11 protein-coding genes are annotated in these 13,767 nt (G+C 56.8%); 6 read left to right on the top strand and 5 right to left on the bottom strand.

Annotated elements, in window-relative coordinates; genetic code table 11:
* Positions 1-3 precede the first annotated feature (3 nt).
* Positions 4-993, bottom strand: coding sequence for a FecR domain-containing protein (locus HBR93_RS13090; RefSeq protein WP_057439287.1), 990 nt, complete (start codon positions 991-993; stop codon positions 4-6).
* Between the two features lie 843 nt (positions 994-1,836).
* Between HBR93_RS13090 and HBR93_RS13085 the strand changes: the two genes are divergently transcribed.
* Positions 1,837-2,556 carry a response regulator transcription factor gene (locus tag HBR93_RS13085; RefSeq protein WP_057439289.1) on the top strand — a complete coding sequence of 240 codons (720 nt, stop codon included), beginning with the start codon at positions 1,837-1,839 and terminating at the stop codon, positions 2,554-2,556.
* A gap of 99 nt (positions 2,557-2,655) precedes the next feature.
* On the opposite strand, the gene gyrB is transcribed toward HBR93_RS13085, so the two are convergent.
* Genes gyrB through dnaA form a run of 4 tightly spaced genes read right to left on the bottom strand, consistent with a single transcriptional unit; the run spans position 2,656 to position 8,865 of the window.
* On the bottom strand, positions 2,656-5,073 hold the full coding sequence (gene gyrB, locus HBR93_RS13080) for a DNA topoisomerase (ATP-hydrolyzing) subunit B (RefSeq protein WP_057957871.1): 2,418 nt from the start codon (positions 5,071-5,073) through the stop codon (positions 2,656-2,658).
* A 4-nt stretch (positions 5,074-5,077) separates the two neighbouring features.
* A complete protein-coding gene (gene recF / locus HBR93_RS13075) occupies positions 5,078-6,181 on the bottom strand; it encodes a DNA replication/repair protein RecF (RefSeq protein WP_029290195.1) in 1,104 nt (367 codons plus the stop codon).
* Positions 6,182-6,201: 20 nt separating this feature from the next.
* Positions 6,202-7,305: a DNA polymerase III subunit beta gene (gene dnaN, locus HBR93_RS13070; protein WP_057439291.1), complete on the bottom strand. Its 1,104-nt coding sequence runs from the start codon at positions 7,303-7,305 to the stop codon at positions 6,202-6,204.
* A 39-nt stretch (positions 7,306-7,344) separates the two neighbouring features.
* Positions 7,345-8,865, bottom strand: coding sequence for a chromosomal replication initiator protein DnaA (gene dnaA, locus HBR93_RS13065; RefSeq protein ID WP_120734385.1), 1,521 nt, complete (start codon positions 8,863-8,865; stop codon positions 7,345-7,347).
* 585 nt (positions 8,866-9,450) lie between these two features.
* Here dnaA and rpmH point away from each other — a divergent pair.
* The 5 genes from rpmH (at position 9,451) to mnmE (ending at position 13,379) form a co-directional block, all read left to right on the top strand.
* Positions 9,451-9,585: a 50S ribosomal protein L34 gene (gene rpmH / locus HBR93_RS13060; protein WP_003213577.1), complete on the top strand. Its 135-nt coding sequence runs from the start codon at positions 9,451-9,453 to the stop codon at positions 9,583-9,585.
* A gap of 16 nt (positions 9,586-9,601) precedes the next feature.
* Complete coding sequence (gene rnpA, locus HBR93_RS13055) at positions 9,602-10,006, top strand: ribonuclease P protein component (protein ID WP_029290189.1); 405 nt, start codon at positions 9,602-9,604, stop codon at positions 10,004-10,006.
* Entirely contained in the window at positions 9,999-10,244 is a 246-nt protein-coding gene (yidD, locus tag HBR93_RS13050; protein ID WP_010465488.1) for a membrane protein insertion efficiency factor YidD, read from the top strand. The genes rnpA and yidD overlap by 8 nt, the downstream gene beginning before the upstream one ends.
* Positions 10,245-10,246: 2 nt before the next feature.
* Complete coding sequence (gene yidC, locus HBR93_RS13045) at positions 10,247-11,929, top strand: membrane protein insertase YidC (protein ID WP_057439292.1); 1,683 nt, start codon at positions 10,247-10,249, stop codon at positions 11,927-11,929.
* 79 nt (positions 11,930-12,008) lie between these two features.
* Complete coding sequence (gene mnmE, locus HBR93_RS13040; RefSeq protein WP_057439293.1) at positions 12,009-13,379, top strand: tRNA uridine-5-carboxymethylaminomethyl(34) synthesis GTPase MnmE; 1,371 nt, start codon at positions 12,009-12,011, stop codon at positions 13,377-13,379.
* The last annotated feature ends 388 nt before the right edge of the window (positions 13,380-13,767 follow it).

The following is a 13,767-nucleotide window of genomic DNA, read 5'->3' as shown; positions in this document are numbered from 1 at the left end:
GTACTACTGCACACGGGTGGCAGGGGGGTAATAGAAGATGTCATAAACGCCTGCCTCTCCTTCCAGTCCTTGTTCATCAAAGGCCGACACGCGCACGTGATAAAACGAGGCCTTGAGTCCAGTGAAGCTCAAGCGCGGTTCACTGGAGAAGTTTTCCTGCTTGATATTCATGAACGTTTTATCGGTGGCCACTTGCGCACGGTAGCGCTGGGCACCCGGTTGCGGGTGCAGGAACAATGTCCAGACCGGCGCATCGCCTTTCTGGCCGTCCTGGCCCATCAGACGCGGGGCGGGCAATAGGTCGATGGTCTTCAACTCGCCCTGCTGCTTGAGCAAAACCCCTTGTCGGGCACCGACCTTCAGTTCACCTTCAATCGGGCCCGTCTGCGGTTTTTTCTTGGCCTGTCGGCCCACGGGCAGCGGCTCGGTGCGGCTGGCGGCCACTTGGCCGTTGAGCACCTCTACAACCGATTGCTGATCGTCGTTACGCACACGAAAATGCGTGCCGCGCACGCCGAGCACGCCGACGGGTGTCACGATCTGAAAACGGTCATAGTCGCTGGTACGCTTGAGCACGTAGGCCTCGACCTGGCCTTGTTGCAGGATCACCTGGGGAATCGCCTGTTCTTCCACCAGGTGCAAACGCACCTCCGAGCTGGAAGGCAGGACAATCCGCGAACCATCGCCCAGCAACAGGCTGACAAACGCCGACGGCGAGGTTTTTACGCTTTCCTGTTCATCAATCAGCATGCCTTCTTCCAGCACACTGGGGCGGCCCTTGGCATCCAGCTTCCAGGCTTCACCGTTGAGGTGCTGGACCACTGCCGGCAGCGGTTGTGCCCGGCACATCAGGTTGTCATCAATGTAGGGCGCACGCACAGGTGCAGGCTTGGCCAGAATTTGCGGGCTGTTGATAACCAGCGCCAGGGCCAGGCTTGAGCCCAGCAGGGAAGAAAGGGAATAGTGGCGAGGAAAGAGGGTCATGGCACTCATCAAGGTTCTAGTTCTAAAAGTCCGTCAGACTGTACGTTCAGAAAGCGTCTTGCGGCGGCAGGACCTTGAAGCTTGCCTACGATACCCGATGACGCATCGAACTCGAAAGCCGTAGTAGAAGGGATGAGGCAATAGGAAGGGTGACACATCCCTGTGTCTGCCGGATCGACGATGCCGAACCGGATGTACATCGAAGAAATACTGTCCCTCACATTCCTCCGACAGCAGCCCGTAGCGAACCACGGTCTACAGATAATACGTCCCTGTATCGAGCGCGCTTCCCGCGCACGCCCTCCCTGTGTGTCACTCAGCGAAAGAGAATTTACCTACAAGAGTGGTGCATAGGGCGGTAGCGCAATATTTGTTCAGATTCAGAAGATCCAACGTTGGTCCTGGTCGAGCACACTTCCGTGTTGAAAAGCCTGAGGGGCGTCCACCTCTCTGAGCCCAGCGTAACCAAGACCGTCTACGGGCTCGGCGTACACTGAAATTTCGTCAAGTGGCGCAGACTGTGCCGGACTGCATGCATCTACCATTTCCGTCCCAAAACCCGTTGCCGCAACCAGTATCAACATCTTTCCCCACACTCTGACCTTCTGCACGAGACTCACGTGTCCCGACAGTGCATAAAACCTGATTGCCATTGATCCTTTTCCTGAGGGGCTTGAGCCGGTATCTTTCCAGCTGGGTACACGATGTTTAAAGGCCTTAGGGCTATCTGATATCAGCGTACCGAGAGATGCGAGGGGCATGAGAAACTGGCCATAATTGTTCAGATTCAATGGTGAACCAGTACGCTCTCCTCAACCGTTGCAATACTCTTCAAGAAGAAAGGACCCTGCCATGCGTGTCGCGATACTGGATGACGAACCTGCCGAATTGCGGCGGGTGGAACAGACACTGCGACAAATCCCAAGTGCCTCGGAGCAGCCATGGACGCTGCATTGCTTCGAGCGCGGCGAAGACCTGCTGCGCCAGTTGCGTCGGGAAACCTTCGACCTCTTGGTGCTCGATTGGCAACTGCCGGACCTGAGTGGTATCGCCATCCTGCGCTGGACCCGTGAACACATGGAAGCGCCGCCTCCCGTGATCATGCTCACCAGCCGCGATGCCGAGAGCGATATCGTCCAGGCGTTGAACAGTGGCGCAGATGACTATGTCAGTAAGCCATTTCGGCCGAACGAACTGAAAGCACGGGTGAGTGCAGTGTTGCGTCGTCACGGCCTGCAGAAATCTGCGGCCACTGAAGTGTTGATCTTCAATGACCTGACCTTCGACGATGCCGAACTGACCGTCACCCGCGCCGGCAGTCCCATCAACCTGACCGAACGGGAGTACCGCCTGGCACGCTGTCTGTTTGCCAACCTGGCTCGCCCGCTGTCCCGGGAATACCTCTACGAACGCTTCTGGACCCATGAAGAGATGGTGTCTTCACGACCGTTGGATACCCATATCTATCGGCTGCGGAACAAGCTGGGGCTTACGCCAGAGCGGGGTTGGCAGTTGCTGACCATCTATGGATATGGCTACCGGTTGGAGAGCGTAACCGCAGCTACGGCATAGCCGATGTTCCACGTGGAGCATTTTGGAAGCGCCCGAAATCTGGGCAATAAAAAAGGCCAACGTTAAACGTTGGCCTTTTTTGGTTTCGCAATGGCGTTATCAGAAGTCCAGGTTGGACACTGCCAAGGCATTGCTCTCGATGAAGTCACGACGTGGCTCGACCGCATCACCCATCAGGGTGTTGAAGATCTGGTCCGCGCCAATGGCGTCTTCGATGGTCACACGCAGCATGCGACGCTGGGCTGGGTCCATGGTGGTTTCCCACAGCTGATCCGGGTTCATTTCGCCCAGACCTTTGTAGCGCTGGATGGTGTGACGCTTAGTGCTTTCTGCCATCAACCAGTCCAGGGCTTCCTTGAACTCTTTGACCTGTTTCTTGCGTTCGCCACGCTGAATATAAGCGCCGTCGTCCAACAGCGTGCTCAACTGCGCGCCGAGGGTAACCACAGTCTTGTAGTCATTGCTGCCGAAGAAATCGCGGTTGAAGGTGACGTAGTTCGACAGGCCGTGGGAGATAAGTTCGACCTCTGGCAGCCAGACATTACGTTCACGGTCTTCACGCAGGCTGGCTTTGTACACCAGGCCCGACTTCTCGACGGTGCGCAGGCGCACTTCGTACTGGGCCAGCCAATCCTGCATGGCTGCGTGATCGCCCAGCTGTTCCAGGCTCACGGCCGGCAGGTAGATGAAGTGCTCGGTCAGCTCCTGAGGGTACAGGCGCGACAAACGCTTGAGGGTCTTCATCACCATGCGGAAGTCGTTTACCAGGCGCTCCAGCGCCCCACCGGAGATGCCCGGGGCTTCGTCGTTCAAGTGCAGGCTGGCGTCTTCCAGGGCCGACTGCGTCATGTACTCTTCCATGGCGTCGTCGTCTTTGATGTATTGCTCTTGCTTGCCCTTTTTCACTTTGTACAACGGCGGCTGAGCGATGTAGATATAGCCACGCTCGATCAGCTCCGGCAACTGACGGAAGAAGAAGGTCAGCAGCAGGGTGCGGATGTGCGAACCGTCGACGTCAGCATCGGTCATGATGATGATGTTGTGGTAGCGCAGCTTGTCGATGTTGTACTCGTCGCGACCAATGCCACAGCCCAGGGCAGTGATCAAGGTGCCGACTTCCTGAGAGGAAATCATCTTGTCGAAACGGGCTTTCTCAACGTTGAGGATCTTACCCTTCAACGGCAGGATGGCCTGGGTGCGACGGTTGCGACCCTGCTTGGCGGAACCGCCAGCAGAGTCACCTTCCACCAGGTACAGTTCGGAAAGGGCAGGGTCCTTCTCCTGGCAGTCCGCCAGTTTGCCCGGCAGGCCAGCGATATCCAGTGCACCTTTACGGCGGGTCATTTCACGGGCTTTACGCGCCGCTTCACGAGCCCGCGCCGCGTCGATCATCTTGCCGACGACCAGCTTGGCTTCGTTGGGGTTTTCCAGCAGGAAGTCGGAGAAGTATTTGCCCATTTCCTGTTCGACGGCGGTCTTCACTTCAGAAGAAACCAGCTTGTCTTTGGTCTGGGAGCTGAACTTCGGATCCGGAACCTTGACCGAAATAATCGCGGTCAGGCCTTCACGGGCATCGTCACCAGTGGTGGCGACTTTGTGCTTCTTCGCCAAGCCTTCAGCTTCGATGTAGGTGTTCAGGTTACGCGTCAGTGCGGAACGGAAACCCACCAGGTGAGTACCGCCATCGCGCTGAGGAATGTTGTTGGTGAAGCACAACAGGTTCTCGTTGAAGCTGTCGTTCCACTGCAGGGCGATTTCCACGCCGATGCCGTCTTCACGCTGGATGTTGAAGTGGAACACCTGGTTGACCGCAGTCTTGTTGGTGTTCAGGTATTCAACGAACGCACGCAGGCCACCTTCGTACTTGAACAGCTCTTCCTTGCCGCTGCGCTCATCCTTGAGGACGATACCCACACCGGAGTTGAGGAAGGACAGTTCACGAATCCGCTTGGCCAGGATGTCCCAGCTGAAGTGGATATTTTTGAACGTGTCAGCCGAGGGCTTGAAGTGAATCTGGGTACCGGTGGTTTCGCTATCACCGACGATTGCCATCGGTGCCTGAGGCACGCCATGCACGTAGGTCTGTTCCCAGATCTTACCGCTGCGGCGAACGGTGAGGATCAGTTCTTCCGACAGGGCGTTTACCACCGACACACCTACACCGTGCAAACCGCCGGAGACTTTATAGGAGTTGTCGTCAAACTTACCGCCGGCGTGCAGCACGGTCATGATGACCTCTGCTGCCGATACGCCTTCTTCTTTATGCACATCTACCGGAATGCCGCGACCGTTGTCGCGTACGGTGATGGATTCATCCGGATGGATGATGATACTGATGTCGTCGCAATGACCGGCGAGCGCTTCGTCGATGGAGTTGTCGACCACTTCGAACACCATGTGGTGCAGACCGCTACCATCATCGGTGTCGCCAATGTACATACCGGGACGTTTGCGTACGGCATCCAAACCTTTCAGCACTTTAATGCTGGTCGAGTCGTACGTGTTTTCTTCGCTCATGCCTTCACTCCCGATGGTCGTGGGTCTGGGTGATACGGCCTTGTTCCACGTGGAACAAAGCGACTGGCGTTTCCGTCTGCCAGCCTTCCCTCAATAATTCGTGGTCTACACAGGTAATAAATACCTGGCAGCGTAAGTCTTCCAACAAGCGGCATAGCGCGCGGCGGTGTTGCTCATCCAATTCGGACGGCAAGTCATCCACCAGATAAATACACTGACCGCGCCGGGCCTGGCTAACCAAGTGCCCCTGAGCGATACGCAGCGCGCACACCACCAACTTCTGCTGGCCACGGGACAAGATATCCGCGGCATTATGTGCGCCTAACCTAAGGCGCAAATCAGCCCGTTGTGGTCCTGCCTGGGTGTGGCCAATTTGCTGATCCCGTTGCAAAGAGGTGGCGAGTACTGCACTCAAGTCACGCTCTTTGTCCCAACCACGGTAGTAACTCAGCGTCAGGCCCTCGAGTTCCAACAACTCACTCAAGGTCTGTTCAAAGACTGGTTTCAAGGCTTTGATATAGGTGCGGCGGTATTCATCTATTTCGTCGCTGGCCAGGCACAGTTCACGGTCCCAGGCCGCTTGCGAAGCGGCGTCAAGTGTACCATGCCGCAGCCATGAGTTCCGCTGCCGCAGGGCCTTCTGCAGGCGCTGCCACGTGGCCATGAACCGCGGTTCCACGTGGAACACTCCCCAATCGAGGAACTGCCGACGGATTTTTGGTGCACCTTCCAGCAAGCGGAAGCTGTCAGGGTTGATCAATTGCAGGGGCAAGATTTCCGCCAGTTGTGCGGCACTGCGCGCATTCTGCCCATCTATACGGATCTGGAACTCCCCTTGACGATCACGGGATATCCCCAGGCTACTATGCCCGCCTTGCGCCAGTTCAACCTGGCCAAACACGGTGCACGCCAATTGTTCGTACTGAATCACGGGTAACAGGCGGGCGCTGCGAAAGGAACGAGCCAAACCCAGCAAGTGAATGGCTTCCAGCACGCTGGTTTTGCCACTGCCGTTGGCGCCATGGAGGATATTGATGCGGGGGGAGGGAGAGAAGGTCACCGGGTGCAGATTGCGCACCGCGGTGACCGAGACGCGACTGAGGGACATCTAGCTTCTGCTGAGCATGATTACAGGCGCATCGGCATAACAACGTAAGCCGAGTCGTCGTTATCGGATTCTTGCACCAGGGCGCTGCTGTTAGAGTCCGACAGGATCAGACGCACCTGCTCGGTGGTCATCACACCCAGCACGTCCAGCAGGTAGCTCACGTTGAAGCCGATTTCCAGGGAACCGCCGTTGTAGTCGACGCCCACTTCTTCTTCCGCCTCTTCCTGCTCCGGGTTGTTGGCCTGGATTTTCAGCTGGCCGTTGGCCAATTGCAGGCGAATACCCCGGTACTTCTCGTTGGAAAGAATCGCTGTACGGCTGAACGCTTCACGCAGCGCCTGGCGATCACCGATCACCAGCTTGTCGCCACCCTTGGGCAACACGCGCTCGTAGTCCGGGAACTTGCCGTCTACCAGTTTGGAGGTGAAGGTGAACTCGCCCGTGGTGGCACGGATATGGTGCTGGCCCAGGACGATGCTGACGTTACCGTCCGGCTCGGTGAGCAGGCGCGCCAGTTCGAGGATACCTTTGCGCGGCACAATCACCTGGTGGCGGTCCGGCTGGCCGATATCGGCCTTCATCGAACACATTGCCAGGCGGTGACCGTCGGTGGCCACGGCACGGATGATGCCTTCGGAGACTTCCAGCAGCATGCCGTTGAGGTAGTAACGCACGTCCTGCTGGGCCATGGCGAAGCTGGTGCGCTCGATCAAACGGCGCAGGCGGCTTTGCTCCAGGCTGCAGGTCAGCGAACCTGGACCTTCTTCCACCGTCGGGAAGTCATTGGCCGGCAAGGTCGACAGGGTGAAACGACTGCGGCCGGCCTTGACCACCAACTTCTGCTCATCGACCTTGATGTCGATCAGCGCGTCGTTGGGCAGGCTTTTGCAGATATCCATCAGCTTGCGCGCAGGCACGGTGATCTCACCGGGCTCGGCGGGTTCTTCCAGCTGTACTCGACCAACCAGTTCGACTTCCAGGTCGGTACCGGTCAACGACAGCTGCTGGCCTTCGACAACCAACAATACGTTGGAAAGTACCGGCAAGGTCTGTCGGCGCTCGACGACGCCTGCGACCAGTTGCAGGGGTTTCAACAGGGCTTCGCGTTGAATGGTGAAATGCATGGTCTAGTCCCTTGCCTTAATAAGCTGCGCTGGTGTTCATCACGTTGTCAGTGTACGCAGCAGGTTCTTGTAGTCCTCGCGAATATCCGCGTCGGATTCCTTAAGTTCGTTGATCTTGCGGCACGCGTGCAAGACCGTGGTGTGGTCGCGACCACCAAACACATCGCCAATTTCCGGCAGGCTGTGGTTGGTCAGCTCCTTGGAGAGCGCCATAGCCACCTGACGGGGACGCGCTACCGAGCGCGAGCGGCGCTTGGACAGCAGGTCGGAAATCTTGATCTTGTAGTACTCGGCCACCGTGCGTTGAATGTTATCCACACTGACCAGCTTGTCTTGCAGCGCCAACAAGTCTTTCAGGGATTCGCGAATCAACTCGATGGTGATGTCGCGGCCCATGAAGTGCGAGTGAGCGATGACCCGCTTGAGCGCGCCTTCGAGCTCACGCACGTTGGAGCGAATGCGCTGGGCAATGAAGAACGCCGCGTCGTGAGGCAGATCGACTTTCGCCTGATCGGCCTTCTTCATCAGGATCGCAACCCGGGTTTCCAGTTCCGGCGGCTCTACCGCAACGGTCAGGCCCCAGCCGAAGCGCGATTTGAGGCGCTCTTCCAGACCTTCGATTTCCTTCGGGTACCGGTCACTGGTGAGGATGACCTGCTGGCCACCTTCAAGCAGGGCGTTGAACGTGTGGAAAAACTCTTCCTGGGAACGTTCCTTGCGCGCGAAGAATTGAATGTCATCAATCAGCAGTGCGTCGACGGAGCGGTAGAAGCGTTTGAATTCGTTGATTGCATTGAGTTGCAACGCCTTGACCATGTCGGCCACGAAGCGCTCCGAGTGCAGGTACACGACCTTGGCATTCGGGTTCTTCTTTAATAGGTGGTTACCCACAGCGTGCATCAAGTGCGTCTTACCCAAGCCAACGCCGCCATAAAGGAAGAGCGGGTTGTAACCGTGCTTGGGATTGTCGGCCACCTGCCAGGCCGCAGCGCGGGCCAGCTGGTTGGATTTACCTTCGACGAAGTTTTCAAAGGTAAAGGTGCGGTTCAGGTAGCTGGTGTGCTTGAGCGCGCCTTCGACCTGGACCGTACGCTGTTCGGCGCGTACCGGCGCCTGCTGCGAGCTGGCTCCCGCCATCGGGTCAAAGCTGTCGCGGGACGGCTCTTCACTCACTGGCGCATTTTTTTGCGCCACGGATTTGCTCGGGGCGGGCGCAGCGGGGGCGGGGGCGTGGTTAACCGGCGCCGCAGCGGCCTGGGCGTGCGATGCAGCGGCGGCCAGCGGCGCATTAGGCGCGGCGCGAGGGGCGGAGCTGCGTTTGCTGCCTATTAATAAGGAGAGTGCTGGAGCCATGCCGTTGCCGTGTTCGTCGAACAATTCGAGAACGCGGCTCAGGTACTTCTCGTTGACCCAGTCGAGAACAAAACGATTGGGTGCGTAGACACGCAACTCGTCGCCTTCGGCTTCGACCTGTAGTGGACGGATCCAGGTGTTGAATTGCTGGGCAGGCAGCTCATCGCGCAAAAGCTCCACGCACTGCTGCCAAAGTTCCACTGACACGGATATCCCCTAAGTTGAAAGCCGGTGAGGCAAAAACAGCCGCCATTGTAGCGGCGAGCGGTCCACTTATCCACATGTAGCTTGCTCAGAGGCCGCCAAGAATCAATGCCTTAAGCGTAAAAAAGGCGACAAATGGTCTGTGCATAAGCTCTGTGGATAAGCGCCCCTAAGCTCGTTGTACAAGTGGGGGCGAAAGTCTGTGGGTAACTGGCCTGTGGATAACTACCCATTCCACACACAGCTTATCCGACAGCGCAGCACAGGCAGAGCACCGTTTCTCCCCCGTGTTGTCATTCTCTGTACAGCACGTGGAATATGGCCTCAAGGCAGTTATCCACAGAAGATCGCGTCCCTAGCTTTTATATGCTTTACAGAAAAGCTTTAAATAACTTCCTTCTTTATTTTTATATCTATGGCATTGCTCGTCAAAGTCGAACCGCCCGGAATCGGTCTCGATGCCCTCAGATATCTAATTGAAGGAATAGCTGGTTGGAAATTGACCTAGAGGCTTGCTTTCTCTAGAATCCCCGGTCTCTTAAAACGGGGGCCATTCCGGCCCGTTGTGGACGAACCAGGTAACACGCCATGAAACGTACTTTCCAACCAAGCACCATCAAACGCGCCCGTACCCACGGTTTCCGTGCTCGCATGGCTACCAAGAACGGCCGTGCTGTCCTGTCGCGTCGCCGCGCCAAAGGTCGTGCGCGTCTGGCAGTTTGATAATCCGGTACTGGTGGTGAGTCAGGACTTCAGTCGGGAAAAGCGTCTGCTAACCCCCCGGCACTTCAAGGCAGTCTTTGACTCCCCCACCGGCAAGGTTCCGGGGAAAAATCTCCTGCTCCTTGCGCGTAACAACGATCTGGATCACCCCCGTCTCGGGTTGGTGATCGGCAAGAAGAGCGTAAAGCTCTCCGTTGAGCGCAATCGCCTCAAGCGTCTGATGCGCGAATCGTTTCGCCTCCACCAGGACACTCTGGTTGGTTGGGATATTGTTATCGTCGCGCGCAAAGGCTTGGGGGACGTAGAAAACCCCGAATTGATTCAGCATTTCGGCAAGCTCTGGAAACGTTTGGCTCGCACCAGCAAGCCGACTCCAGCAGTCAGCCCCGAAACTGTAGGGGTAGACAGCACTGATGCGTAAACTGGCCCTCGTTCCGATCCAGTTTTACCGCTATGCCATTAGTCCGCTGATGGCCAGCCACTGTCGTTTCTACCCCAGTTGTTCCTGCTACGCGTATGAAGCCATAGAAAATCATGGCCTTCTGCGCGGTGGCTGGCTGACCTTTCGTCGTTTAGGTCGCTGTCATCCGTGGAATCCCGGTGGTTATGACCCGGTTCCGCCTATCCCTACCTCCCGTTCTTCTTCGATGGCCGAGTAATCATGGATATTAAACGCACGATCCTGATCGTCGCCCTGGCAATCGTGTCCTACGTTATGGTTCTGAAATGGAACCAGGACTATGGCCAGGCTGCCCTGCCGACTCAGAATGTTGCTACCAATCAGTCTGCTCCTGCTATTGCAGATGCACCGTTGGGTAACAATGCTTCCGCCAGTGCCGATGTACCCAGCGCGAATGCCGATACCAGCACCCCTGTAGATAACGCGGTCATCACCAATAAAGACCTCATCCACGTCAAAACGGATGTACTGGACCTGGCGATCGATCCACAGGGCGGCGATATCGCCCAGCTGAAATTGCCACTGTACCCACGTCGCCAAGACCATCCGGATGTTCCTTTCCAGTTGTTCGACAATGGTGGCGAGCGTGTTTATCTGGCACAAAGCGGCCTGACTGGCACTGATGGTCCTGATGCTCGTGCTACCGGTCGTCCGGTTTATTCGACCGAACAGAAGACTTATCAACTGGCTGATGGCCAAAACCAGTTGAACGTCGACCTGAAATTCAGTCACGACGGCGTCAATTACATCAAGCGCTTCAGCTTCACGCGCGGTTTGTACGATCTGAAAGTCACTTACCTGATCGACAACACCAGCGAAAAGGCCTGGACAGGCAACCTGTTTGCCCAGCTCAAGCGTGATGGCAGCTCCGATCCGTCTTCCAGCACTGCCACCGGCACCGCGACTTACCTGGGCGCCGCCCTGTGGACAAGTAACGAGCCGTACAAAAAAGTGTCGATGAAAGACATCGACAAGGGCGCGCTGAAAGAAACAGTACAAGGTGGTTGGGTAGCCTGGCTGCAACACTACTTTGTAACCGCGTGGATCCCGAACAGGGGCGAAGCCAACCTGGTCCAGACCCGCAAGGACAACCAGGGTAACTACATCATTGGTTTCACTGGCCCGGCGTTGACCGTTGCGCCAGGTGCCAAGGCTGAAACCAGCGCCACCTTGTATGCCGGCCCGAAAAGCCAGGCCGTCCTCAAGGAGTTATCCCCAGGTCTGGAACTGACTGTGGATTACGGCATCCTGTGGTTCATTGCCCAGCCAATCTTCTGGTTGCTGCAACATATCCACAGCATCGTCGGTAACTGGGGCTGGTCGATCATCTTCCTGACCATGCTGATCAAGGGGATTTTCTTCCCGCTGTCGGCCGCCAGCTACAAATCGATGGCCCGTATGCGTGCCGTTGCACCGAAACTGGCTGCGTTGAAAGAGCAACATGGCGATGACCGGCAGAAAATGTCGCAAGCCATGATGGAGCTGTACAAGAAAGAGAAGATCAACCCGCTGGGTGGATGCTTGCCGATTCTGGTGCAGATGCCGGTGTTCCTGTCGCTGTACTGGGTACTCCTGGAAAGCGTGGAAATGCGCCAGGCGCCGTTCATGCTGTGGATAACTGACTTGTCGATCAAAGACCCGTTCTTTATCCTGCCGATCATCATGGGCGCCACCATGTTCATCCAGCAGCGTCTGAACCCAACACCTCCGGATCCGATGCAGGCCAAGGTGATGAAAATGATGCCAATCATCTTCACCTTCTTCTTCCTGTGGTTCCCGGCTGGTCTGGTTCTGTACTGGGTGGTCAACAACGTGTTGTCGATCTCTCAACAGTGGTACATCACACGTAAGATCGAAGCGGCTGCCAAAAAAGCCGAGGCGTAACTTACTCTGTGGATAACCACTCAAGACGCCCCCTCGTGGGGCGTTTTGCATTCTGTCACTTTTGTCTGGGAAACCGCTGATGAGCGCTCCTCGTGAAACCATCGCTGCCGTCGCCACCGCTCAGGGCCGGGGCGGTGTCGGTATCGTTCGAATTTCCGGGCCGCTTGCCGGCATTGCCGCTAAAGCGATCAGTGGCCGTGAGCTCAAACCCCGGTATGCGCATTACGGGCCTTTCTTCGGCGAGGATCTTGAGGTACTGGATGAGGGCCTGGCCCTGTATTTCCCGGGCCCAAACTCGTTCACCGGTGAAGATGTGCTGGAACTGCAGGGACATGGCGGGCCTATCGTCCTCGACATGCTGCTACAGCGTTGCCTGCAGTTGGGCTGCCGTCTTGCACGGCCTGGTGAATTCAGCGAGCGCGCGTTTCTCAATGACAAGCTCGACCTGGCCCAGGCTGAGGCGATTGCCGATTTGATCGAGGCCAGTTCTGCACAGGCTGCGCGCAATGCCCTGCGCTCATTGCAGGGGGCGTTTTCCCTGCGTGTGCATAACCTCACCGAGCAATTGATCAGTTTGCGCATCTATGTCGAGGCGGCGATTGATTTTCCGGAAGAAGAAATCGATTTTCTTGCCGATGGCCATGTCCTGGCCATGCTGGACAAAGTGCGGGACGAGTTATCCACAGTTTTGAAGGAGGCCGGGCAGGGCGCACTGCTGCGCGACGGCATGACCGTGGTGATTGCCGGCCGGCCCAACGCTGGCAAGTCCAGCCTGCTCAATGCCCTGGCAGGGCGTGAAGCGGCGATTGTTACCGAGATTGCAGGTACTACCCGGGATATCCTGCGCGAACATATCCACATTGATGGTATGCCACTGCACGTGGTCGATACCGCCGGTTTGCGTGATACCGATGACCAGGTGGAAAAAATCGGTGTGGAACGGGCGCTCAAGGCTATCGGTGAAGCGGATCGGGTGCTGCTGGTGGTGGATGCCACCGCGCCGGAGGCCGTCGATCCTTTTGCCCTGTGGCCAGAATTCCTTGAACAGCGGCCTGATCCGGCCAAAGTCACGCTGATTCGCAACAAGGCGGACCTCACGGGTGAGGCGATTGCCCTGGAGGTCAGCGAAGATGGCCATGTCACCATCAGCCTCAGCGCCAAGTCTGCCGGTGATGGCCTGGAGCTGCTGCGCGATCACCTCAAGGCCTGCATGGGCTACGAACAGACCTCGGAAAGCAGCTTCAGTGCTCGCCGCAGGCATCTGGAAGCCCTGCGCCATGCCAGTGCAGCCCTTGAGCACGGCCGTGCGCAGTTGACCCTGGCAGGGGCAGGAGAGCTTCTGGCCGAGGATTTGCGTCAGGCACAGCAGCTTCTGGGGGAGATTACCGGGGCATTCAGTTCCGATGACCTGCTCGGCAGGATCTTTTCCAGTTTCTGCATCGGTAAATAGCCCTTCGTTGTTCACAGACAGGCCATTCGTGCCTGTCTGTTTTGTCCGTTTCAGGACACTCCCGCGTATTTTCTGACAATAACCTCGCCCCGAGGTGGCCTTGCCGTGGGCGAAATTTACCGCGGCTGAGTCTTTTCTGTGGATTAAGCCCTGTGAATAACCGCCCCTGTGCCCAGTTGATAACAGGGCTCGAAACCTGAGTAAAAACCCCTCTGTGGATAACCACCTGTTTAATCCACAGGCTTAAAGCACTTATCCAAGGGCCTCCTTGCCACCTAACCACAGACTTTTGAATCTCTGTACACATCGTAAATGAAGGGCTGTAGCAATCTATCCACAGAAAGTAGGCTCAGTAGAAATAAACATAAAAACAAAGATTTAATAAATT

It is taken from the genome of Pseudomonas sp. WS 5411, assembly GCF_012985595.1.
In the GTDB taxonomy this organism is placed as follows: Bacteria; Pseudomonadota; Gammaproteobacteria; order Pseudomonadales; family Pseudomonadaceae; genus Aquipseudomonas; species Aquipseudomonas shahriarae.
Note: the sequence above shows the minus strand (reverse complement) of the source record. Positions and strands in the feature narration are given on the sequence as shown.